At 41.4% G+C, this 22,992-nt stretch carries 20 protein-coding genes and 1 tRNA gene; 12 read left to right on the top strand and 9 right to left on the bottom strand.

Annotated features, from left to right (window positions below; genetic code table 11):
- Positions 1-124: 124 nt before the first annotated feature.
- Positions 125-499, bottom strand: a complete 375-nt coding sequence (locus H6G32_RS05995) for a hypothetical protein (protein ID WP_190456078.1) — start codon at positions 497-499, stop codon at positions 125-127.
- A 500-nt stretch (positions 500-999) separates the two neighbouring features.
- On the opposite strand from H6G32_RS05995, the gene H6G32_RS05990 reads away from it, so the two are divergent.
- Entirely contained in the window at positions 1,000-2,148 is a 1,149-nt protein-coding gene (locus H6G32_RS05990) for an extracellular solute-binding protein (protein WP_190456075.1), read from the top strand.
- A 283-nt stretch (positions 2,149-2,431) separates the two neighbouring features.
- Here the strand turns inward: H6G32_RS05990 and H6G32_RS05985 are convergent, their stop codons facing one another.
- Positions 2,432-2,962, bottom strand: coding sequence for a hypothetical protein (locus tag H6G32_RS05985; RefSeq protein WP_190456074.1), 531 nt, complete (start codon positions 2,960-2,962; stop codon positions 2,432-2,434).
- Between the two features lie 104 nt (positions 2,963-3,066).
- Positions 3,067-3,867, bottom strand: a complete 801-nt coding sequence (locus H6G32_RS05980; RefSeq protein WP_190456070.1) for a class I SAM-dependent methyltransferase — start codon at positions 3,865-3,867, stop codon at positions 3,067-3,069.
- A gap of 285 nt (positions 3,868-4,152) precedes the next feature.
- Between H6G32_RS05980 and H6G32_RS05975 the strand changes: the two genes are divergently transcribed.
- The 4 genes from H6G32_RS05975 (at position 4,153) to H6G32_RS05960 (ending at position 5,727) form a co-directional block, all read left to right on the top strand.
- Positions 4,153-4,389 carry a DNA-directed RNA polymerase subunit omega gene (locus H6G32_RS05975; RefSeq protein ID WP_190456069.1) on the top strand — a complete coding sequence of 79 codons (237 nt, stop codon included), beginning with the start codon at positions 4,153-4,155 and terminating at the stop codon, positions 4,387-4,389.
- A 94-nt stretch (positions 4,390-4,483) separates the two neighbouring features.
- Positions 4,484-5,131, top strand: a complete 648-nt coding sequence (locus tag H6G32_RS05970) for a hypothetical protein (protein WP_190456067.1) — start codon at positions 4,484-4,486, stop codon at positions 5,129-5,131.
- Between the two features lie 44 nt (positions 5,132-5,175).
- The gene (locus H6G32_RS05965; protein WP_190456066.1) at positions 5,176-5,541 is read left to right on the top strand and encodes a DUF1818 family protein; all 366 of its coding nucleotides are present in this window, start codon (positions 5,176-5,178) and stop codon (positions 5,539-5,541) included.
- A 112-nt stretch (positions 5,542-5,653) separates the two neighbouring features.
- Positions 5,654-5,727: transfer RNA gene (locus H6G32_RS05960), tRNA-Pro, on the top strand.
- A gap of 62 nt (positions 5,728-5,789) precedes the next feature.
- On the opposite strand, the gene H6G32_RS05955 is transcribed toward H6G32_RS05960, so the two are convergent.
- Positions 5,790-6,344 (bottom strand): type IV pilin-like G/H family protein, encoded by a 555-nt coding sequence (locus tag H6G32_RS05955; RefSeq protein WP_190456065.1) that lies wholly within the window; start codon positions 6,342-6,344, stop codon positions 5,790-5,792.
- 130 nt (positions 6,345-6,474) lie between these two features.
- On the opposite strand from H6G32_RS05955, the gene H6G32_RS05950 reads away from it, so the two are divergent.
- The gene (locus tag H6G32_RS05950) at positions 6,475-8,124 is read left to right on the top strand and encodes a purple acid phosphatase family protein (RefSeq protein WP_190456109.1); all 1,650 of its coding nucleotides are present in this window, start codon (positions 6,475-6,477) and stop codon (positions 8,122-8,124) included.
- 114 nt (positions 8,125-8,238) lie between these two features.
- Here H6G32_RS05950 and H6G32_RS26660 read toward each other — a convergent pair whose 3' ends face one another.
- Positions 8,239-11,709 carry a class I SAM-dependent DNA methyltransferase gene (locus H6G32_RS26660; RefSeq protein ID WP_190456064.1) on the bottom strand — a complete coding sequence of 1,157 codons (3,471 nt, stop codon included), beginning with the start codon at positions 11,707-11,709 and terminating at the stop codon, positions 8,239-8,241.
- 255 nt (positions 11,710-11,964) lie between these two features.
- Here H6G32_RS26660 and H6G32_RS05940 point away from each other — a divergent pair, with 255 nt between their 5' ends.
- The 6 genes from H6G32_RS05940 (at position 11,965) to H6G32_RS05915 (ending at position 17,441) form a co-directional block, all read left to right on the top strand.
- Entirely contained in the window at positions 11,965-12,282 is a 318-nt protein-coding gene (locus tag H6G32_RS05940) for a hypothetical protein (protein ID WP_190456062.1), read from the top strand.
- A 162-nt stretch (positions 12,283-12,444) separates the two neighbouring features.
- Positions 12,445-14,172 (top strand): succinate dehydrogenase/fumarate reductase flavoprotein subunit, encoded by a 1,728-nt coding sequence (locus tag H6G32_RS05935; protein WP_190456107.1) that lies wholly within the window; start codon positions 12,445-12,447, stop codon positions 14,170-14,172.
- A gap of 161 nt (positions 14,173-14,333) precedes the next feature.
- Positions 14,334-14,747: a DNA mismatch repair protein gene (locus tag H6G32_RS05930; RefSeq protein ID WP_190456061.1), complete on the top strand. Its 414-nt coding sequence runs from the start codon at positions 14,334-14,336 to the stop codon at positions 14,745-14,747.
- Between the two features lie 144 nt (positions 14,748-14,891).
- A complete protein-coding gene (locus H6G32_RS05925; RefSeq protein ID WP_190456060.1) occupies positions 14,892-15,431 on the top strand; it encodes a hypothetical protein in 540 nt (179 codons plus the stop codon).
- Between the two features lie 392 nt (positions 15,432-15,823).
- Positions 15,824-17,089, top strand: coding sequence for an HhoA/HhoB/HtrA family serine endopeptidase (locus H6G32_RS05920; protein WP_190456058.1), 1,266 nt, complete (start codon positions 15,824-15,826; stop codon positions 17,087-17,089).
- 196 nt (positions 17,090-17,285) lie between these two features.
- The gene (locus tag H6G32_RS05915) at positions 17,286-17,441 is read left to right on the top strand and encodes a hypothetical protein (RefSeq protein WP_190456056.1); all 156 of its coding nucleotides are present in this window, start codon (positions 17,286-17,288) and stop codon (positions 17,439-17,441) included.
- Positions 17,442-18,395: 954 nt separating this feature from the next.
- Here the strand turns inward: H6G32_RS05915 and H6G32_RS05910 are convergent.
- From H6G32_RS05910 to H6G32_RS05895, 4 genes are all read right to left on the bottom strand, one after another.
- Positions 18,396-19,082 (bottom strand): LabA-like NYN domain-containing protein, encoded by a 687-nt coding sequence (locus tag H6G32_RS05910; RefSeq protein WP_190456053.1) that lies wholly within the window; start codon positions 19,080-19,082, stop codon positions 18,396-18,398.
- Between the two features lie 315 nt (positions 19,083-19,397).
- Positions 19,398-21,239, bottom strand: a complete 1,842-nt coding sequence (gene ftsH3 / locus H6G32_RS05905) for an ATP-dependent zinc metalloprotease FtsH3 (protein ID WP_309232566.1) — start codon at positions 21,237-21,239, stop codon at positions 19,398-19,400.
- Positions 21,240-21,365: 126 nt separating this feature from the next.
- On the bottom strand, positions 21,366-22,169 hold the full coding sequence (locus H6G32_RS05900) for an aminotransferase class IV (protein ID WP_190456051.1): 804 nt from the start codon (positions 22,167-22,169) through the stop codon (positions 21,366-21,368).
- A 33-nt stretch (positions 22,170-22,202) separates the two neighbouring features.
- Entirely contained in the window at positions 22,203-22,988 is a 786-nt protein-coding gene (locus H6G32_RS05895) for a hypothetical protein (RefSeq protein ID WP_190456049.1), read from the bottom strand.
- Positions 22,989-22,992 lie beyond the last annotated feature (4 nt).

Below are 22,992 nucleotides of genomic sequence, written 5' to 3'. Positions count from 1 at the left end.
CGTGGGTATCCCGGAGGCTCTAAACGCCTGTGGAGAACTTGTAAGTCCTGAATTACTTCAGGCAGAGATCGTTGAAGCAGGAATCACGCGACTTTGAGTCGTGTGAGGTTCAAGAATAAGTCCTTTAGTGAATTCGCTCTCTGAGTAATTGTTCTTCTAAGGCAGCAATGCGATTGTATGCTGCTGTTAATTGTGCTGTAAGTCGTTGTATTTGAATTTCTGGGGTGATTTGTTTATCTCCAGCTTGGCGATTCGTGTCTGGATATATGCCGTCTGTCAATATATCCTTATGTTCTAATTCTGGATTGAAACTGATATGCCCTTTCAATTGGTAACGTCCAGCCTCGTTATTTTCTAAATAATTATCCCTTCCCTGTGCTTTCTCTAAAACGCACTCTGATAAAGCTTGAGAAACTTTGGTGTCAAGTCGCTCAATCACTTGGTGAAGGGCATCTAGTTTCTGGCTCAAAGTTAGGACTTGCTTTTGTAATGGCTCCATTTAATACTCTTATTCAAAGATTTACTCTATGTTATGCACTTTACTGACAATATTAACCATACTTATGAATTATTTAACTTTTCATGTTTTTCTTTCTTATGGATACGATGCTTAAGTCAGTCATGTAACATAGATGTTTACCTATATCTTTTCTCAGGATTACTCATATATTTATTGACAAAGGTTAATTTTCGGCAAAAAAGCACTAAAATTTAGGCTAAATTTAGTTAAATATTCAGTATTTGCACGTAATTAGTCAGAATTAGTAATCAAAGAGGGCTAACTAAGCATTTAAAGATCCAAGCATCAATTACTTAGCTGATCCTAGAATTGAGTTGATCAAGGAATTTAAAAATAGATTCATCAGGAAACCCTGACAATTAGTGGAACGTCACTGGAGCTAAAACTGTGGGAATGCTTAATCGCAAAAGTCCATCAGCCAAAAAGGCGATCGCTTTCTGGCTAAAGTGGATTGAATAGAATTCAAAATATCAAAATCGATGGATCGACGGTCTTTTTTGCTAGGTACAAGCGGTGTGGCACTTTCGCAACTGCTGATTGGGTGTGGTGGAAAAAACCAATCTCAACTCAGTGTGCAGTTATTAAAAGGTTCTATACCTGGTCAAGTAGTTAATCAATTTCAAAAAAGTTTGCAGCAACAGGTACAGTTAAAGTTTGCCCCAATTGGGCAGCTAGAGGATTTATTTAAGCAATTGCAAAGTTGGCAGCATTCGCCAAAATACAGCCATGGAGAGGGATTGAGCCGTTATATTCCCTGGCAAAAAGGTCAAAAAGTGGCGATCGCGGATCTAGTGACATTGGGAGATTACTGGCTAAAAACCGCTATTGAGCAAAAGTTGATTCAACCTCTGGAAGTACAACAGCTAAAACAGTGGTCTGTTTTAGATGAAAAGTGGCAGAAGCTAGTTAAGCGCGACGATCAAGGAAACCTGAATCCTCAAGGAAAAGTTTGGGGTGCGCCTTACCGTTGGGGTAGTACGGTGATTGTTTATAACCGTGACAAGTTCCAAAAACTGGATTGGCGCCCGAAGGATTGGCATGATTTATGGCGAAGTGAGTTACAACAACGCATTTCTCTACTCGATCAACCACGGGAAGTGATCGGTCTGGTGTTAAAAAAGCTAGGAAAATCTTACAACACAGAAAATCTTGACCAAATACCTGCCTTGGAAACAGAATTAAAAACATTAAACCAACAAGTAAAGTTTTACAGTTCCAATACCTATCTAGAACCCTTAATCACCGGAGATACTTGGCTAGCAGTTGGTTGGTCAAGTGATATAGTCCATATTCTTGGGAGTTATCCTCAACTTACCGTAGTTATTCCCCAGTCAGGAACAGCAATCTGGGCTGACTTGTGGGTACGCCCCGCAGGTCTTAGCAATGAGGCTTTACCATATCAATGGATTGATTTTTGTTGGCAACCAAATATCGCCAAGCAGATTTCTCTGTTGACCAAAAGCAATTCGCCAATTTCTACAAATATTGTGGCATCAGACATTCAAGAACCATTACAAAACCTGTTATTGACTAATCCGGAAATTTTCCAAAAGAGTGAGTTTTTGCTACCTTTATCTCCAATAGCAGCAAAGCAATATGAGTCTTTGTTCGCCAAAATTAAGGAGTGAAGAGGTAATTGGTAAGTGGTAATTGGTAATTGGTAATTGGTAATTGGTAATTGTAAGACTTACGCACTGTACAGATTTACTCTCTTTCCAGGTTTTTTTGATGGTTCAAGAGACCCATCCTACGCGTAGAGTGCGTTCCCTAACGCACGAATCAGCATTTTTAATGAGACCAACCATACCCACAATTTCTGCTGTTTCCTGTCAATGGATAAGTCATAAATTAGTAATGGGAGGAGATAAGAAAGAGACTTATTGAATAATTCCCCAGTCGTTAGTAACTATTCTAGGGAGTACGCCTTAACCCGACCTTGGTCTGATTGCCCATCTGAATTCTGCATAATTCTGGACTGGTACTAAAGTTGCAAGTGTAGGTTGCCAAGAATTCTTGTTGATAATTGAAAACTCGGACATTGTAACCAAAATTTCGGGAAACGCTACCCAAGCGGTTGACAAAATCGTAGCGCTCTACATAATCTAGTAAAGACCAAATTTGCTGATTCACAATCAAATCTACACGTGCAGGTTCTTTCTCAGAAGCAGGATAGGCTATCCAGTTATCCAACAGTTTATTTTCTGAGTTTTCTTTTGCCCACCATAAACTGGGGACTGTTAATGTTTCCGGGTTAACGGTGTCTGCTGTAATTACAGAACCTTTTGGCTTAGTTAATAAGCCTAGTTCTAGAGGTGCATCAGATGGTGGTGGGACTGTTTGTGCTGGTGAGGGCGATATTGGTAACAGAGAAACTGTAGAGAGGCTGATGGTTAGTAGGAGTAGGAGCGATGTTTTGCAACCAAACACTTGATGTCTAAACATAGCTGATACCATTTTCGATAGTGGATTAATTTGCTATTGGGTAATGGGTAATGAATTTGCACCAATACCTAAAAAGCCATTTCAATATTGATGATCTGCACAATTTAAAGTTTAATGGCAACAATGCGAATTCGCCGATAGTCAGCTGTCCAAGTTCCCCCATGATAAAGTGTCGGCTTGAGGTGTTCTTCAACAGTGCGAATTACTTGTATTTGTTGCTCAGTAGATAGCCCTGCGAGGAAAGCGCTGGCGAACATCTGAATCCAGTTTGCTATACCTGCTTCTCCCTCTGTTAGGGGAGTGGGACGAGAAAACAGGTTGGCATAGATTACATCAAAGCCTTGTTGTTCTAGTAGGGTGGCGTACTCGCCAATACTGGGGAAATACCAGGGATTAAGTGCTTGTGGTTCAGGAATAGCGTTCGCTGCCGGCCGAGTGCCCATCGCTTCTAAAGTAGTTTCTAAAGCTTTAGAGATCGCTTGCACATTGCCCTTACCGCCAAACTCAGCGACAAACCGTCCGCCTGATTTTAGGGCTTGATGTATGGAAGCGATCGCATTGTCTGCATCTTTCACCCAATGTAGTACAGCATTGGAAAACACCGCATCCAACGGCTGATTTACTCGAAAATTCTGGGACTCAGCAACATCAAAGCGCAAATGGGGATAGTTTTGTCTTGCCTTTTCAATCATCGTCGGGGCGTTATCGATTCCCATCACCTCAGCCCCAGCTAAGGCAATTTTTTCCGCGAGTTGTCCAGTACCACAGCCAAGATCCAGAATTTGTTCCCCTGACTGAGGGTTGAGTAATTTTAACAAGTCCTCGCCATACTGCCACACGAAGGCGTGTTTATCTTCATACAGGGCACTATCCCAATCATTCTTGGGTATGGAAATATTAGTCATAAACGGTGAAACCAGATAATTTTGCTTTGTCAGTCCTCAACCAAGGGATTGAAGTCAAGGTTTTTGGAGATACTTAGACCAAGAAAGAAAAATGATGGCGACAGATGGACAGAGAAAACCCAGATACACCAAGCGGTTTCCAATCCAAAATCCAAAATCTAAAATCCAAAATCTAAAATGGTATTAGACAAACAGCCCAACATAGAACCTAAGTGTGTGGCACTAAATTGTCAACCTCTTTTTCAGTGCTGCTAAACTGAGTAATAACCCCAAGAACCAATAACTATGCTTAAGCGTTCTAAGTTCGAGACAACCCAGTCCCAGGTGATGCAGCGTGCTGAGGAACTGATCAGTGCTGCCTCAAATCGCTACCGCATTACGGTTCAAGTGGCAAATCGTGCCAAGCGTCGGCGTTACGAAGACTTTGAAAATAACGAAGATGCCATGATGAAACCCGTACTCAGGGCAATTATTGAAATGTCCGATGAACTGACTCAGCCAGAAATTATCGGCGAAATATAAAATAACAGCTCTGTAAAACAATGCTGAGATGAAATTGCTGTGTGCTGAGTAAAAATACAGTATAACAGCACTTTCATCTCAGAATTTTGACTCTATGGAAAAGAAAAAACTTTTGTCTTGGTCAATTTTCCCACCGATAATATTGAAGTTTAATTCAGTACTCAGAACTCAAACTTCTGCAAAAATCATTGCCTTAATGGTGGTGGGCGTGATTGTTTTGGGTTCAGGAACTGGTAAATCAATAAATACAAATTTATTCGGCATCTCACCCGCTGTAGCCCAGAGAATCAGCCCTAGCGACGTTTGGCGGCAAGTGTACCAGCAATTGCCCGACTTCCCCCAAGAAAATAAGTATATCAGTAAAGATTCTGGGAAAACTGCGGAAAACGACACCTTGATGAGCCGCTTGATTCGTTATCACATTTATGTGAAAGGGCGATCGCCAATTTATCGCCTAGATTGGAAGCTGACTTTGGCTGATTACCTGAATGCCAATGAAGTTATGTATGAAACTGCTTATCCAGGAAGTGATACATTGCGAGTAAACCCCATAGATGGTGATCGCACAGCCATAGCCCGCCTCAGCCGCAACCAGCGAAATACCCTAGTGCAAGTCTTAGTTAATATCTTCAATCCCAATTCCCAAAACCAACTCACCCCCAACCCCATCACCACACCCAGCCCCAATACCTCCACCACCCCACCACAACCCCAACGGGGAGGCGCAGAACTCTTAAAGTAATTTGTAGTTAATTAATTTTGAATTTTGAATTTTGAATTGCTGAGATGGAACGTTTAATTAAAAGCGGGACTGGTTGGCGTATTGGCTGGAACCCCAACGCACCAGAATTTAAAGGCTTACTGGGTACAGATGACTGGGCAATAGAGTTAACCGAAGCCGAGTTAAACGACTTTTGCCGACTATTGGCACAGTTAGCAGACACCATGAAGCAAATGGCAGCAGAACTAATGGATGAAGAGAAAATTGCCTGCGAAGCTGAAAGCGACTTATTATGGATGGAGGTAGAAGGCTATCCCCACGCCTACAATTTACGCTTAATCCTGAATACAGGACGGGGTGCAGAAGGTGAATGGCAATCCTCAGCAGTTGGGGGTTTGCTACAAGCCACGGGAATGCTCAAAGTTTTTTAAAAAAGAGTTGCTATTATGCTTAACCTTGTGCTATTCTTGGGAAAGTGACTTAATCAACATTAGATTCAAGAATTTGGAAAAATCCAAAATCTAAAACCTCAGATTAAGTAAACGGGGCGTAGCGCAGCTTGGTAGCGCGCCACTTTGGGGTAGTGGAGGTCGTGGGTTCGAATCCCGCCGCTCCGATTGATAAAGAATTAACCTGCTAATCTTGCTCAAAGATTGGCAGGTTTTTTAATGAGGGTTGATCAGGGAAGGCTGCTAGTACCATCACCGCAGGACATAACACCATTTTGATAGATTGGGTCAGCAGGGCGGCTGGTGGTAAGAGAATTTGCTTGACAGATGATGGCAATTGTAGACGGTTCATCCTGAGAATTTTGAGAATTTTTGGGAGTAGGTACAACAAAGACAGCCCCAACATAGGTTTTAACCGTCCTTCTTTCAAACAATTCCCCAGAAACATACTTTCGCCGGGCAATTGCGTAATTATACGCAGCTTTATCAGTCACACGAGTAGAGTAGTTGTAGTTGGGTGTTTGCGTTTTGATGCCAAGTCGTAAATCTTTGATCGAACTAGCAAAATTCCTGTATTCCAAAAAATTTGCCTGTTGGGAACGGTTCATAGCGCCAATATACTGTTTTCCTTCCGCTGATACAAGTGTAGTTTTGCTGCTGATCAAACTAGGAAATGCAATCGCGCCTAAAATCCCAACCATAAAGATGAGAAGCAGAAAATCCCAAGCGGTAAAGCCTTGATGGGCATTCTTCTGGAGCAAATGTGATAAAAATCTATTAGTCATAAAGAGTGTTTTTTGTCGTCTTGTAATACTCAAGCCCATAAAAATGAGAATCCCACAACTACCAGCGGCTGTACTTCTGTTTGCTATCTGCCTTACCCTAGTAAGTGTGCGTTCCTTCGGGCAAACAATTATGACACCAGCACCCCAACTGCTGACCGACCCATTTTTGCAACTGCCAACTAATACTACAGTGCGGGTAGTTTGGTTTACTGATTTTGCAGGTAGTCAACACACAGTCACCTATGGGGAAAATCTCATAAAAGCTGCTGAAGCAAACACTACTAAACTTAGTCGCACCAGAGAAGACCAAAAATCACGGGTAGCAAACCAAACCCAAGACAGTGAAATTTTTAAAGAACCTATTCGGCGTCTGATTTGGCGACATGAAGCTGAAGTGACTGAGTTAACTCCTGGTGTGCGGGTTCCCTATCGCGTCACTAGTGTGAGAGAAGATGGTGAAAGAGTTAGCAGCGATATTTTTACCCTTGCACCTACCCCAAAACCAGGTACACCGCTAAAAATTCTCCTCACCTCAGATCATCAGCTAAAACCGATGACAGCGGCGAATTTGCAAAAAGTAGTAGAGACAGTAGGACAAGTGGATGGGGTTTGGTTTGCCGGTGATTTAGTCAACGTCCCTGACAGAGCCTCAGAATGGTTTGATGATAATCGAGGTGGTGCGTTATTTCCTGGTTTGCAAGGTCGTGCTAACTATGAAATGGAACACCAACAAGTTAAGACAACCTATACAGGTGGGCAAATAATTCAACACGCACCCATGTTTACTTCCATTGGTAATCATGAAGTGATGGGAAGATTTCAAAAAACAGGGAATTTAGACAATGAATTTAATGATGGGATTCCTCGTGAAGTTGCCCTAAAATTGTATGGCGAAAAATCTCTAAAAGATAATTCATTTAATACTGTTACCTACGAAGAGATTTTTACCCTACCCGAAAGTAAAACTGGCGGCAAAACCTATTATGCAGTTAGCTTTGGTGATGTGCGGTTGGTGGTACTGTATATTACAAATATGTGGCGGACTCCCCGCTTAGATCCAGAAGTTACGGGTAGATATCAGGAAAAAAAAGCAGACTTGAAATATCCTAAAACCTGGGGTTATGGACAGTTTATTTTTGAGCCAATTACTGAAGGTAGTAAACAATATAATTGGCTAAAAACAGAACTCAACAGCCCAGAGTTTAAACAAGCAAAATACAAAGTTGTGATGTTCCACCATCCGCCCCATACTCTAGGTGATAACATCGTTCCCCCCTATACTAATCCAGTTCCCATCATGGAACAAGATAATGATGGCAATCTCAAAACATTAAGTTACGAATATCCCAAAAACGCAGATTATATCATTCGCGATGTTATTCCATTATTAGAAGCGGCTGATGTGCAATTCGTATTGTATGGACATTCCCATTTATGGAACCGCTTTGTGAGTTCTAGTGGAATGCACTTTCTCGAAACATCTAATGTTGGTAATTCCTATGGTGCTGCTTGGGGCGAAAGAAAGCGAGAAGTGCCAAAGGGGTATGAAAAAGATTATATTGAAATTGGCGATCCTAATGGATTAGAACCCGTGTTACCGACAATTGCTCCTTTATTAGGAGAAGATGGTCACCCCCTGCCTTATATTGCCAGTAATGACATTACAGTTTTCAGCATTTTCGACACCGGCAGCGGCACTATTAGCAGCTATCTCTTTGACACCCGCAAACCAGATTCAGAAGTTTTAAAATTTGACGAATTTAAGTTAAAAAGTTCGTAGTAAGCACTTGAGTGCTTTCTTTGTTTGTTTCTTTCTTCAATATTAAAAGCATTGATAAAGCGATTAGAAATCGCGGCTACACAAACTTAGTCCGCCTAAGCGGACTAAATAAATTTAGCTATTTGCATTTTCTGTAATTCTAGTTTCATTATATTGCCAGCGAGTGATGCCATTTTTATCAGATTTAACTAGAATATTGAACCATTCTAAACTTTCCAGATGTTCGGGAATTTCCTTTTTTTGCTTTTGGGTAACTTTAAATTGTGCAATTACCTGTTCTAAAGTCCATTCGCCGCCACTGGTGCGTAATAAGTCGCGAATTGCGGCGAGTTGTTCTTTTGGTTTTTTGGGAAATACTTTTTGTTCTGCGGGGGTAATTACAGTTTCTTGACTATCTTCTAAACCTGTAATTCTCAGTTGGGTTTTGACTTCATTTGGTGCTTGATATTCAGGACGCAACCAACGAATTAACCCGTTACGTTCTTCTGCTGCGCGTTCAGTATTGAGGACGACTAATTTTTCTAAAATTTCATCGTCGCTGAGGCTTGTTTTCCAGCCGTAAGCGTCGAAAACTGCGGCGTCTAGTTCGTCATGAATTTGTTTGAGGATGGAAACTAAAGCTTTATCATTATATATTCTATCAGCATCGGTGAAAGGTTGTCCAGCGCGTAATTTTTCTAAAAGGTTATACATCCCGGTAATTGTGATTTCGGGATTTTGCGCTTGTACTTGTTTACGATGTGCGTCTAGTTTTTCGCCTAATTCACGAATCTTTTGTTTTTGTTCTAGTGTTGCGTCAGGGAAGGGGAAGGGGTCAAAGCATTTTGTTTTTACATAAACAGGGTCATTACCAACGCCTAATCTACCACCTGCGGCTAATGCCCATATAACATGAATCTTGCTGGAAACAATACCTAAATAATAAGCATCATCAAAAGCTATTACAATTAATTTATTATCAGGTATAACATCGTAATTTAAAAATATAAAGACGCGATGCTTTGCAGTTTCTACTGTAACAATATATCGCTGTAAATCTTTTAATGCTGGTCTAAGAGTAGCCCTAGCCTCACCATATATCCACCAATTTTCGCGTAAAGCTTTACGGTTATTCATATCACGTTCTGGTTTAACTCTTTCATATATCCATTGATATATTTTGGGGTAGAATTTTTCTACCTCTTTGATTTTTAAACTAAATAAATCTATTGTGTACAAGCCTCTAGATTGGTCAGTAATATCTCTGCCATGTAAATATTTTTTAATTACTTTATTGGTATGAAGCTTTTCGTCATAACCTAAATATAATGCTTGTTCTTTAGTGAGTAAAAATCCAGACCCAGTCATTTTCATTCCAGGACAAGATAGTTGTAAATTTGCTGTTAGTTTGTCACATTTTCCAACATCTGCACCAATCTGAAGATTACTAAATACTTTATATGTGTTTTGATATTCTAATTCGACTTTTTCTGCTGAATCTTCTGGCGTTTCTCCTTCAGATTCAAAAATTACAGTTCCCAATTCAGCAATATTTGGGATTTGTGAATTATCTAATTCAACCGCAGTCATGGCAATTCTAACTGCTGCACCGTCATCTGTATTATTAGTCCAAGGATGATCAGGAATTGCAAAAAATAACTTAATGGGATTCTTTTGACTTTGATGAAAATCAATAACGGGTCTTTGTCTGACTTGACTAATACTATTAGTTGTAATTAACCCAAATCTCTGAACTTTTCCCTTCCTGACTAAATCCGCTGCTTTATGCCACCAATACATCACATAATCAACAGTATCCGGCACATCTTGATAAACTTGTCGCAACGTTTCTGTATAACCATCTCCCAATAATTCCCGCATTCGAGCATTACCAATAAATGGCGGATTTGAAACAATATAATCTGCTGCTGGCCATTCAGCCTGACGGGGTTTTATATAACTAAAAATGGTGATTTGGTCGCTAGAATCTGGGACATCTTCCCCTGTAACGGGATGCTTTATGGTGCGTCCACCCCAACGAGTGCGCGGTTCCTTGGTTGTGGCGTCTATTGCTGGCTTTTCGCTATCCCAAGCTAACACTGCATCTCGATATTCAATGTTATTAAATTTTTGTAAAATCGGGTCTGGTGGTGAAGTATTCCCAAAGCGTTTAAAGTACCATTGAAGATAACCAATCCAAATCACTAATTCGGCAATACTTGCCGCCCTTGGGTTGACTTCAATTCCTAAAAACTGCGAGGGGTTAACCTGTTCTAAAATATTCAGTTGCACTTGTCCTGCAATATCAGCTATCCGCTGCACAACTTCAGATTCTAAACTTTTAATTAAATCCAAAGTTACATATAAAAAGTTTCCCGAACCGCAAGCAGGATCAAGTATTTTAATTCCTCGCAACTTTTGCAAAAATTCGGTGATTAAATCTACCGCTTTCTTTTTATTCGCTGGACTGGGTTCGAGTTTATCACCTTCAACTTTTAAAAATTGGTCTACAATTATTTCTGTTTCTAACCAATCTTGACGCAGTGGTTCTAACACTACTGGACGCACCAACCTTTCAACATAAGAGCGAGGGGTATAATGTGCGCCTAATTTACTGCGTTCTTTGGTATCTAATGCCCTTTCTAACAAAGTTCCAAAAATGGCAGGTTCTACCTGACTCCAATCTTTTGATGCTGCTTGCAATAATATCTCTAACTGTGGTTTTGGTAAGTCAAATGCGTCAGCATCAGCAAATAAACTACCATTAAATTTCAAGATAGCATCAAACCCAAAAGTTCCCCCTATATTCATTGTTTGCCATAAATTTTTAATCTCTATTTTAAAACGTTTGGGGTTTGTGATCCATCTTTCTTTTAGAGCTTTAGTAAAAACTTCTCCTTTCAGTAGTTGCACATCTTCAGCAAACATTGTGAAAATACATCGCATCAAGAAGTTGGCAACCTGATGGGGGTCATGTTTTTGATTTTCTAACCAAGAGGCTAATTTAGCTAAATCATTTGCAACCTCTCGCGTTACCTTAGCTCTAATTTTCTCTGGATTTTGCTTTTGAGGGTCAGTAAATATATCAACAAATAAATCAAAAATTTTATCTTCTAATAATTCCTTAAGATTAATTTTTCTTCCAGCGCCATAACCGCCATAATCTCCACTAAATCCCATCCACAACTCAAAATGTGAGCCAATATCACAGGTTAATAAAAAAGGAGATTTCACTGGTAGGTGTGGGGCATAACCTGTGGCTTGAATAAAAGCTTTTTGCATATATTTATTATATGCCGTTGTTCCCCGTTTGGGTGTGCTACTACCAGATTTTGTACTACCTTGCTTTGCTTCTAAAATAAAATGTCTTTCTTTATAAAAATCAATTCGACCTTGTTTTATATCCCCCGTAGACTGAGGCATTTTTACATTCTTTTCGAGGCAATAAGGGTCGCCAGGAATGCTACCTTGGGGCGGTGGCAATTCTACATTTAAAGCACGGCATAAATCTAAGCAAAAGGAGTCTTTATTGGCGATTTCATTGCCGCTGGAATCTTGCCATTTATTCAAAAAAATCTCTACTTGCTTTTTATCTGTTTCGTTCATTTTGGCCTTAGCAATTTACTTTTAATAGAGTAAAATTATACTTCTTTACTTAATATTACAGCGATTTTCAGGGAAATAGACTCCTTAGGGGTACAGCAATGCTGTGCCCCTACTTAATTTAGGAGTTACGCCGGGTAACAAAAAGGCTTAATTGTGAAGTGATATTACAATCTTTGCAAAAATATTTTAGAACTTGTCTACTAGGCAGACATGGCTTTAACGTAGAACATATAGGAGAAATTAGAGGCAAATAAGATGAGCAAGAATAATATACAAAACTATCGTGTTGTCTGTACTTTGACCTTTGGGGATATCTACGGTCAAATAATTGTTTGGTTAATCACGATTACCATTAGTTTGGCATCTGCTTTGGCGTTGATGGGTGCTAGACGCCCGGTGTATGCTTTAGCCACGGTGGGACTCGTCGTTTTTCTAACGCTGCCTTTCTTGCTGTTTGCCTTTGTGACTACATTGTTAAATCATATTGAATTAACTGCTATTGAACCAGGAACTAAAATGGAACCTATGCCCGGTAATGTTTCTCAGCAGCAACCGGTACAAGCTACTAGCTGAGGGGATTTGAGATTTCAGACTGCGGTATCTGGCTTGAGGAATATAATCAAAAATTTTTGCATTGAGATCCCATCCCTGTCTATTGGCGGGGATTTTTTGTCCTGAAGTAATTTATGGCTTCTCTACAATAGAACAGCAGCTGTTTGCTATCGGGGGTTGATGATGTTGGAACATGATGTGATTATTGTGGGCGGTGGGTTGGCGGGATGTCGAGCGGCTTTGGAAATTGCCCGTACTGACCCTAGTTTAAAGGTGGCTGTGGTGGCGAAAACTCATCCTATTCGTTCTCACTCGGTGGCTGCCCAAGGTGGGATGGCAGCTTCGCTAAAAAATGTGGATGCAGAAGATAGTTGGGAAGCACATGCTTTTGATACTGTCAAGGGGTCTGATTATTTGGCAGATCAAGATGCGGTGGCAATTCTCACCCAAGAAGCGCCTGATGTGGTGATTGATTTGGAACACATGGGGGTTTTGTTTTCGCGCTTACCTGATGGACGCATTGCCCAACGGGCTTTTGGCGGTCATACCCATAACCGCACTTGCTATGCGGCTGATAAGACTGGTCACGCGATTTTGCACGAGTTGGTTAACAACTTGCGGCGATATGGTGTGCAAATTTATGAAGAGTGGTATGTGATGCGCCTGATTTTGGAGGAAGGTCAGGCTAAGGGTTTGGTGATGTTCCACCTTTTGGATGGGTGTGTTGAGGTGGTGCGGGCTAAGGCGGTGATGTTTGCGACTGGTGGCTATGGTCGTGTTTATAGCAATACTTCTAATGATTATGCTTCTACTGGTGATGGTTTGGCGATGACTGCGATCGCAGGTTTGCCTCTAGAAGATATGGAATTTGTGCAGTTTCATCCCACTGGTTTGTATCCGGTGGGGGTGCTGATTTCTGAGGCTGTGCGCGGGGAAGGGGCGTATTTAATTAATTCTGAAGGCGATCGCTTTATGGCGAATTATGCCCCTAGTCGCATGGAATTGGCACCTCGTGATATTACCTCCCGTGCGATCGCTTATGAAATTCGCGCCGGTCGCGGTATCAATCTCGATGGTAGCTCAGGCGGGCCCTTTGTCTACCTGGATTTACGCCATCTGGGCAAAGAAAAAATTATGAGTCGCGTCCCCTTCTGCTGGGAAGAAGCACACCGCTTAGTTGGTGTTGACGCCGTCACCCAACCCATGCCAGTACGCCCCACAAATCACTATTGTATGGGCGGTATCCCCGTTAACACCGATGGGCAAGTTCGCAGCAGTGGCGACGGCTTAGTTGATGGCTTCTTTGCCGCTGGGGAAACCTCTTGCGTCTCCGTCCACGGTGCAAATCGTCTCGGTAGTAACTCGCTGTTGGAATGTGTGGTTTATGGCAGACGAACCGGGGCGGCGATCGCAAAATACGTGCAAAATCGCAAGTTACCGACTATCGATGAGCAACGTTATATCACAGAAGCCAAACAAGAAATCCAAGCCTTGCTAGAACAGCCTGGAAAATACCGAATTAACCAAGTTCGTCAAGCCTTCCAAGATAGCATGACTGAATACTGTGGTGTTTTCCGCACTGATCAATTAATGCGTGAAGGTTGGCAAAAAATTGAAGAATTACAACAGCAATACCCAGAAATTTATTTAGACGATAAAGGTACTTGCTGGAATACAGAACTCGTGGAAGCCTTAGAACTGCGGAGTTTAATGGTAGTAGGACAAACAATTTTAGCATCTGCCATCAATCGCCAAGAAAGTCGCGGTGCACACTTTCGTGAAGACTATCCCCAGCGGGATGATAGCAAATTCCTTCAACACACAATGGCTTACTATTCACCAGCAGGAATTGACATTCAATATCGTCCAGTAGTGATTAATATGTTTGAGCCAAAAGAACGGAAGTATTAGTGATGGGGTCTTAGGGATAAAAAATATACTTTTCCACACCCCTAAGATCAAAAATCACACCAGAAATGTTGAATTTGGTGTTAGTTCTGATTAAGTTGCTAGCGGGATGGGAATACTAAATCTAAACCTAGTATTTTAAAATCAACTGAGGCTGTAAACCCATGACAGAGATTAATATCAGCAATTCCGTAGCTCATCCTTTAGCCAAATATCGGAATCACATGGAATTCAATGGATATCATGTTGAAGAAGATGGCGAAGTACTTATCTGCCGTCACCCCAGGAAGCAGAATATAAGTATTAAGAGTGTTATCGGCCGAGGAGTATTAATCAGAACTTACTTTTATTGCCAGCCAAATATGCAGAGAGTAGATGTTCTGGAATATGTAAATGACTTGAATACAGAGTTTGTGTTTATGAAAGCATATCTTACTCTTGATGGGGAAAGGATTTATATAGAAACTTTTTGTGAAGGTGAATATGACAAAACAGTTTTCTCAATCCTGTTAGAAAATATTGAGTCAGACCGGGAAATTTTTAATAATCACCAGAGAACACTAGAATTTTTACAGTAGGAGGATGTTTGAATGATATTCTGTTAAACATCTCAAGCCTCGGAAACTAACCCGCTTTTCTTTTAGGCAATGGATATTATAAAGATTTTGTAGGACAGGCGAGACGCCTGTCTCTTTTGTTCAAACTGAGGGAGATACAAATAAATGACAAATTCTGACGTAGAAATCATCAATAGTATGGTCGAACATATGCGGAATTTTATAGAAAAAGCACATCCTGTTTTTGGCAATATGCCCGTTTGCCCTTTTAGCCAAAAAGCGCGAGAACAAGAAACTATTATTTACCAAGTTTATCCTTTTTCATCTATTAATGACCTCAATTGTGATTCTCATCTAATCAAGCTAATCAATGATTTTAAGTCATCAGTGAACCATGAATCTTTATTCTTGATTCACCCTGATAAACAGGCAATGACACCAGACGAAATTGAGAAATTTGTAGAAGATTTAAATGCAATTATTTCCCACACAGGTTTGATTGCTTTTCCTGGACATCCCCATCACGATTTTAACATCCAAGGAGTTTATACCAGACAAGCACCTTACATACACTTTATTGTCCAATCTTACAAAATAATCAAGACAAGTTCCGACCTATTGCTGAAAACTCGCTATTATCAGAATTGGACACCAGAGAATTTAAAATATGTAGGTTTCCCCAGAAATGCTCCTGCTCCCGATTGAATAAAAGCTAAAAATGCTGATGCAGCCATTTGGACTGAAAAAATTGGCTTTAATGCAGTTGGTGGTACTTTGGTCAGGACTGCACAGTGATCAACAGGGATGTAGTTGAGCTTCAAGCACGAATCGCTGAAGGCGGTTGTGTCATAGTAGGCTCATGTCTTGTAACCTACTGAGTAAAGCTATCAGGTTATCGCCTAGGCAATGAGGTTATTGTGCAATTGATAAAATAGCCAAGTATATTCAAAACTTAGTGTCGGAACGTATCGCCTAAAAACCCAAATAAAGTACTGAGTAAAGTACCTAACTTTTTACCAAACATAATCCGACAGCAACAAAAGCAACAAAAATAATATCTACACTAGTAGTAACTCTAAATATTATTCCCGACAGCAATGCAAAACCACCCACAGGACGGAGAACATTTATCAAACAGCATTTCATCCGACACTGCTAAGGCTAAAAGCCATGATCATGCACCCTGGAAAAAGGCGGCCGCGTCTTTATCGCTAATGCTGCTGGGATCTGGGATGACATTAGCTGGTGGCTATCTAGCTGGGAACCAAAAGCAGGTATCGCAGACTGCATCTAATCTCGCAGTGAGTCGAGTAAATGCTGCCCCCCCTATCACAGCCAGCACAGATCCTAACTTTATCACCCAAGTAGTGAAAAATGTCGGGCCATCTGTGGTGAGGATTGATTCCTCCCGTACCGTCCAAGCCCAAATACCGGATGAATTTAACGACCCATTTTTTCGCCGCTTCTTTGGTTCCCAAATGGCTCCACAAGAAAAAAAGCGGGTAGAACGAGGATCAGGTTCCGGCTTTATCATTGGTGGTGATGGTCGCATTCTCACCAACGCTCACGTAGTCAATGGTGCAGATATAGTTACAGTCACTCTCAAAGATGGGCGCAGCTTTAAAGGTAAAGTGTTGGGGAAGGATGAATTAACTGATGTGGCAGTGGTGAAGATTCAGGCTGAAAATCTGCCAACCGTCACCTTGGGTAATTCCGACCAATTGCAACCGGGACAATGGGCGATCGCGATCGGCAACCCCCTTGGTCTAGATAATACCGTAACCACAGGAATTATCAGTGCTACCGAACGCACTAGCAATCAAATTGGCGCTCCCGATAAGCGAGTAGAATATATTCAAACTGATGCAGCGATTAATCCCGGTAATTCTGGCGGGCCCTTACTCAATGCCCGTGGCGAGGTAATTGGCATGAATACAGCCATCATCCAAGGGGCCCAAGGATTAGGCTTTGCCATTCCCATCAAAACAGTACAACGCATTTCCACTCAACTCATAGCTACAGGCAAAGTTCAACATCCTTATCTGGGAATTCAGATGGTCGGTTTAACACCTGAGTTAAAGCAAAACATCAACTCAGACCCCAACAACAGGTTGAATGTGGATGAAGATAAAGGTGTATTAGTTGTGAAAGTTGTGCCCAATTCCCCAGCTGCTAAAGCCGGAGTACGTGCTGGTGACATTATTCAGAGCCTCAATGGTCAATTAGTCAAAGATGCTGTTAGTGTCCAAAAGGCAGTGGAAAATAGTCAAGTCGGTGGAAGTTTGCGCTTAGAGTTACGTCGCAATGGGCAGAACCTCAACTTATCTGTACAACCGGGTGCTTTCCCCACGCGAGTGCAATAAGTTTTTTACTTTTAATTAGCGTAGTTCAATTTTCTGGGATGGGTATCCTACCTGTCCTTATTTTTTTTGCATTAGATTTCTTATAAGTTGAAAATTATGGTTCAATTCCTGAAGCGCAGGAAGATATTATGATTGACTATCGCCATCCTAAATGAGTGAGTAGCTCTCTTATTTCTGCCTCTGCATCTGGAGCGGTATGCTTACAGCACGGTTTGCGAACACAAATCAAATAGGATTGCCAGAGTATAGTTTTGCTGCGGAAAAACTTATCAAAAAGACAGTATGGCGATATATTTTTCAGGAATTTGAAGAAGTAGATGCAATTTTAGCCCTGGATAAAACCGATTTGTGATTTTTCTGCCATGAAATTTTATCAGCAGGTCAATTTTGAATTGATTGAGGAAAGAAATACCTCTGGGTTTCAAGAGATTTACTAATTGACAATTTAATTTTTTCGAGTATTTATCCCATCATGAGGCGTAAGGACATAGTAGGTCATAATAGCACAACCAATGTCCATGCCAATAACTCAGATAGTATGAAATACTAAAAGCAAACACTGTCAAAAGAACAGGAATCAAAGTACTAAGCTCCAGCTTCCGTTGCTGAAAGATTTCTAAGCAAGACATGGGAATAATTAAGGGCCAGAAGATCGTAGTTATTAAAAACATCACAAAAGATAAAAATTTATCTTCTGGAGAAGATACAGGGTGCCCGACTGTAAAGATTAACCAATTGCTAAAAAAATAGCAGGTCATCAGCAGGTAACTAATAACGAAAGCCAATTGAATCTGACTCACGGGAAGCACTCCTTGAGTTATGTGAGATTGAGCAAAGATTATTTGCATGCAGTTATTGCTATAGTTGGTTCAGTGGAGATGCATACAAAAACAAAAGCGATATTCGCATTTAATAAATCTGATGCCAACTAGACATCTCTCAATGAGATGAATCTTAATCGAATGCTGAAAACATGGTAATCAGTGTAGCCACCGAATTTCAATATAGAAATGGATAGGCTGGCAATTTTACTTAATTAATTTCAGCAATTCTGCCCCTGGTATAGCATATATCTTAAAACATTGGCAAATGAAATGCAGCGTATGTTACCCACAGAATTGAAGGTAGTGTAAAAAGTATATGTAGAAGACGTAAAATAACCGTTAATCGACCAACTGCTGTCAGGAAACTCACCAATCATGCAGCTTGCATCAGAGTATACAGATTAAAAATATGTAATTTTTTCAGACATAACCAGTAGTAAACATCCCCGGCTTGTAGAATACCGGGGAATTACGCGAAATAGTTAAAGGCTAGAGTTGGATGGCGATCGATAACTATAGCCGATATGGGAATCCTTTAAAATGTGTTGTTTTATACTATCAAAATCAATAAAGTAGTCAGCAACATCAATTAAACTATCGCTGGTCATGGTTCGCAGACTGACCACTTCTACCCGAGACCCTAGTCTGCTGACAGCATTCACAGCATAGGCTAAATCTCCATCGCCACTGACTAAGACAGCAGTATCATAGTAAGGGGCTAAAGTGATCATATCCACAGCAATTTCAACGTTCAGATTTGGTTTTTTAAAATTCTCTGCAACCGGAAGTATATCTTTAGTAACTACACGATAGCCATTCCGACGCATCCACAACAAAAAACCTTGTTGCTTTTCATTGCTGTTATCAACTCCAGTGTAGAAAAAAGCACGTAAAAGTCGTGCACCATTGGTTAAATGACAAAGTAATTTAACATAGTCAATTTCCATGCCGAGTTGTAAAGCTGTATGAAAGAGGTTTATACCATCAATAAATATAGCGACTCGACCTCGATTTAAGCCATCAAAAATTGCATTTTCAGTCACACTTTCTTGGATCTTAGTTTCTCGATCTTTGACACCATTATTAGTCAAGGCTGGCCCTTGCCAATGTGGTTTATCCCTAAGTCCTTTATATTCATTTGTTTTTATGCTAATGTTAGTAATATTCATTGATACCTCTGGATGTTAAATTTAGGAAAGCTTTTGGTTAAATTGGCAATAAATAATCGGCGCTGATTTATAACCGTAGCAGGAAATGGTATTAATACAATAAATGCAAATAATCTTAACTAGATTGGACTGGGCAGAATTCCCAGTCAAGTGCTTGTCAGGGTGGGTTTAAGGAAATAGCCCCTATTGTTAAGGCAGATACTAATCTCTACGGGCTTCTACTGTACTTAAGAAAAACATAGCTGGCAATATAGGGTAATTCCAGAGAACCCAGAATTACCCCTAACTTAGATTTGAAATTTCAACTACAAGCAATTATGCGAATGCAGCCGTTTTCACATCGTTATTCCCTAGGATTTCTTGCAATTCCTCGGCGTCTACGGTTTCCTTGTCAACCAGCATTTGCGCGATTTGATCAAGAATGTGGCGGTTGTTCACCAACACTTCTTTAGCGCGTGTGTAGGCTACCCGCACTAGTTTATCTACTTCGTCATCAATTGCGGCTGCAGTTTCTTCGGAGAAGTCACGCTCTGACATGATATCCCGACCAAGGAACATATTGCCTTGCTGACGACCAAGGGCGACTGGGCCTAAGCGATCGCTCATGCCAAAGCGAGTTATCATCTGTCTAGCAACACGCGCTACCTGTTGCAAGTCGTTGGAAGCGCCGGTGGTAACTTCTTCATCACCAAAGATTAATTCTTCAGCAATGCGACCACCTAAAGCCACAGCCATCTGATTTTCCAGATAAGCACGGCTGTATAAACCAGTGTCCATCCGGTCTTCGCTGGGGGTAAACCAAGTTAAACCACCTGCACGACCACGAGGAATGATGCTAATCTTTTGCACTGGGTCATAGTCGGGCATCAATGCACCAACTAGGGCGTGACCGGCTTCGTGATATGCTACCAGGGTTTTGCGTTTTTCGCTCATTACCCGGTCTTTCTTCTCTGGCCCAGCTAGTACGCGGTCGATGGCATCGTTGATTTCGTCCATGGAAATTTCGGTCAAGTTCCGCCGTGCTGCCAAAATTGCGGCTTCATTTAGCAGGTTGGATAAATCTGCGCCAGTAAATCCAGGGGTACGACGGGCGATTTTATCCAAGTCCACATCTTTGGCCAAGGTTTTGCCACGGGCATGAACTTTGAGGATTTCACTGCGTCCGGCGTAGTCGGGACGGTCTACTACAACTTGACGGTCAAAGCGACCAGGACGCAACAGGGCTGCATCTAGGACGTCAGGACGGTTGGTGGCGGCAATAATGATGATGCCGGTGTTACCTTCAAATCCGTCCATTTCTGTGAGCAACTGGTTGAGGGTTTGTTCCCGCTCATCGTTACCACCGCCTAAACCTGCACCCCGCTGACGACCTACGGCGTCAATTTCATCAATGAAGACGATGCAGGGAGCGTTGGATTTAGCTTGCTCAAACAAGTCGCGGACGCGGGATGCACCCACACCAACGAACATTTCTACAAATTCCGAACCGGAGATTGAGAAGAAGGGTACACCTGCTTCCCCAGCTACAGCACGAGCTAGGAGGGTTTTACCAGTACCGGGAGGGCCAACTAGTAGTACACCTTTAGGAATTTTTGCACCAACTGCGGTAAAGCGATCGGCGTTTTTCAGAAAGTCTACGACTTCGTTTAGTTCCAGCTTGGCTTGGTCGATGCCAGCGACATCACCGAAGGTCACCTGGGTTTGTGGCTCCATTTGCACTCTGGCTCTAGACTTGCCAAAGTTCATAGCTTGGCTGCCTGGCCCGTTTTGAGCGCGGCGAAGCAAGAAAAATAAGCCTACCAGAAGCAATACTGGGAAAAATAAGCTGCTAAGTGCCTTAAACCAGAATCCTTCATCGGTTTGGGGCAATACAGAAATATCAACGCCTTTAGCGGTGAGTGTGTTAATCAGGTCAGGGTCGTTGACTAAAGTTACTAGCTTTTTATTGGCGTCATATTTGGGTGTTACCAGTGCTGTAGACCGGTCTGCACTCAGACTGACTTTTTCAACTCTGCCTTTTTGAACTTCCTGAATAAACTGACTGTATCGCCATGTTTCTCTGTTATTTTGAGGTTTGTCAAAGAATGCTGTTCCTAGGGCAATGACAACAATAAACAGCAGCGCGTACAGCCCCGCATTTCTCCATCTTTTATTCACCGAGGTCAATCCTCCTGTATTTTTGTGTGTTCGCTTCCAGCGGGCGCTTCGCGCCATCGCGTCGCGTCAGGGCATTATTAAGAATTATGTTAACTTATCTTAAGATATACCAAAATCGCCTTCCTGTCATGGTAAAAATAACCCTCTAAGTAGAGTAAAACTCTGATGGTAGGGATCATATTCTAGCGATCCTGTGGGCTGGATAACGGTATGAACGGGGATAATTTCTACCACACTATTAGTGTAGGCGATCGCTTCCAGGTCTTGGACTAACTCCCCTGTCCATGGTGTCTCCTGCACTGTCAGTTGGTGCTTTTGCAGCCAGTTGATCAGTTGCTTTCCCATCACTCCCGGCAAAATTCCCGCAGCTAGAGGTGGTGTGCACCAACTGCCATTCCGCCAACCCCAAAGGTTGCCTGTGCTGGTTTCTAGCCAATTGCCTGCGGTATCCACTAAAATCGCTTCTTGGGCATTCAAACTTTGGGCACTAATTTTTGCTAACCAAGGACTCAGATAGTTGCCAGTTTTATGACCAGGGAGAGAACGAGCTAACTCTAGTTTAGCAAGGGCGCATGAAACACCATTTTTTTGCTGTTCTGTCAAATTTGGGGGTAAAAATCTGCCAATTATCCACTCCCGTCCATCGGGAAAGACGGTGATTCTGAGGACTGGGAAGTGGGCCAGCATAATTTCTGCGCCTTGACGGACAAGGTTCCAGTCTGGTTGCTGCCATCCAAAAGTTTGTAAACTAAATTTTAGGCGATCGCAGTGTGCTCGCCAGTTGGTTAAACTGCTATCGAGGGAGTTACCATAAACCCGCAAGGTGGTAAAAATTGTTGCTCCATAGAGTAACCCCGGATCGTCAATATCTAATTCCAGGGTTTGGGACTCGATTAATTTGCCATTGTACCAAAAAATTTTCTTACTCATTTGTATGAGTTTTCATAACTCTTGACTAATTGATCAATCTTTTGAGGGAAATATAATTTTTTGCTCCCCTTCAGGTGTTTGAACTACCTTTCCTCCCAAAGCTTCGATTTCGCTAATTGCTCTTTTCTGAATTCTTTGATCAACGTTATTATTTAAAACCATTGCCCAGGTAGAAATTCGCGCAAATTTACTATCAGGATTACGACTCAGAAATTCAGCTGTTTTCCGGGAAATAAAAGCTGCATTTTGACTTTCTTGGTCGGGAAATTTACTAGACCAATTTGCTGCATTAACAAATGATTGCTGAGAAGCTTGAGCATTACCTAAAAATAATAACTCATCAGTTCCTTTATAACGCCATACATAATAAGACTTTTTGGGAACCGAAGGCGATAGTGATTTTAACCCTGTTTCCATCATTGCTATAGACCGTTCTGGCATACCAGCATATAACGAAGTACTAACAGAAAGAGTCAGATAGGCTTCTAAAAATCGCGGGTCGCGTTCTAATATAACTTCAAAATATTCTGGACTCAGAGCATAACCTGTTTTACTACGGACTTCATCATCACCGAAGTATTGTAAAAAATCGATATATGTCCAATCTGCTATCAAGTTATCATAACCAAAGCTAGGTATTTGCTTGAGTAAATTGAGACGTAAATTTTCTGATTTGATTTCTTTCTCTAGAATCTCTAAAGAAGCAGATTCTTTGCCAGTTAGCAGTTTTTGCAGTCGGGGAAATTGAATTAAACTAATTCCGAAAATGCACAAACAGATTACCAGGGGTGTAGCGAAAGCTTGACGAGATAACAACATAATT

The sequence above is a fragment of the Cylindrospermum sp. FACHB-282 genome, from assembly GCF_014697195.1.
Taxonomy (GTDB): Bacteria; Cyanobacteriota; Cyanobacteriia; order Cyanobacteriales; family Nostocaceae; genus Cylindrospermum.
Note: the sequence above shows the minus strand (reverse complement) of the source record. Positions and strands in the feature narration are given on the sequence as shown.

Coding starts and splice junctions, on each gene's coding strand:
- H6G32_RS05995 (WP_190456078.1), bottom strand. CDS start 499: ATGGAGCCATTACAAAAGCAAGTCCTAACTTTGAGCCAGAAACTAGAT.
- H6G32_RS05990 (WP_190456075.1), top strand. CDS start 1,000: ATGGATCGACGGTCTTTTTTGCTAGGTACAAGCGGTGTGGCACTTTCG.
- H6G32_RS05985 (WP_190456074.1), bottom strand. CDS start 2,962: ATGTTTAGACATCAAGTGTTTGGTTGCAAAACATCGCTCCTACTCCTA.
- H6G32_RS05980 (WP_190456070.1), bottom strand. CDS start 3,867: ATGACTAATATTTCCATACCCAAGAATGATTGGGATAGTGCCCTGTAT.
- H6G32_RS05975 (WP_190456069.1), top strand. CDS start 4,153: ATGCTTAAGCGTTCTAAGTTCGAGACAACCCAGTCCCAGGTGATGCAG.
- H6G32_RS05970 (WP_190456067.1), top strand. CDS start 4,484: ATGGAAAAGAAAAAACTTTTGTCTTGGTCAATTTTCCCACCGATAATA.
- H6G32_RS05965 (WP_190456066.1), top strand. CDS start 5,176: ATGGAACGTTTAATTAAAAGCGGGACTGGTTGGCGTATTGGCTGGAAC.
- H6G32_RS05955 (WP_190456065.1), bottom strand. CDS start 6,344: ATGACTAATAGATTTTTATCACATTTGCTCCAGAAGAATGCCCATCAA.
- H6G32_RS05950 (WP_190456109.1), top strand. CDS start 6,475: ATGACACCAGCACCCCAACTGCTGACCGACCCATTTTTGCAACTGCCA.
- H6G32_RS26660 (WP_190456064.1), bottom strand. CDS start 11,709: ATGAACGAAACAGATAAAAAGCAAGTAGAGATTTTTTTGAATAAATGG.
- H6G32_RS05940 (WP_190456062.1), top strand. CDS start 11,965: ATGAGCAAGAATAATATACAAAACTATCGTGTTGTCTGTACTTTGACC.
- H6G32_RS05935 (WP_190456107.1), top strand. CDS start 12,445: ATGTTGGAACATGATGTGATTATTGTGGGCGGTGGGTTGGCGGGATGT.
- H6G32_RS05930 (WP_190456061.1), top strand. CDS start 14,334: ATGACAGAGATTAATATCAGCAATTCCGTAGCTCATCCTTTAGCCAAA.
- H6G32_RS05925 (WP_190456060.1), top strand. CDS start 14,892: ATGACAAATTCTGACGTAGAAATCATCAATAGTATGGTCGAACATATG.
- H6G32_RS05920 (WP_190456058.1), top strand. CDS start 15,824: ATGCAAAACCACCCACAGGACGGAGAACATTTATCAAACAGCATTTCA.
- H6G32_RS05915 (WP_190456056.1), top strand. CDS start 17,286: ATGCTTACAGCACGGTTTGCGAACACAAATCAAATAGGATTGCCAGAG.
- H6G32_RS05910 (WP_190456053.1), bottom strand. CDS start 19,082: ATGAATATTACTAACATTAGCATAAAAACAAATGAATATAAAGGACTT.
- H6G32_RS05900 (WP_190456051.1), bottom strand. CDS start 22,169: ATGAGTAAGAAAATTTTTTGGTACAATGGCAAATTAATCGAGTCCCAA.
- H6G32_RS05895 (WP_190456049.1), bottom strand. CDS start 22,988: ATGTTGTTATCTCGTCAAGCTTTCGCTACACCCCTGGTAATCTGTTTG.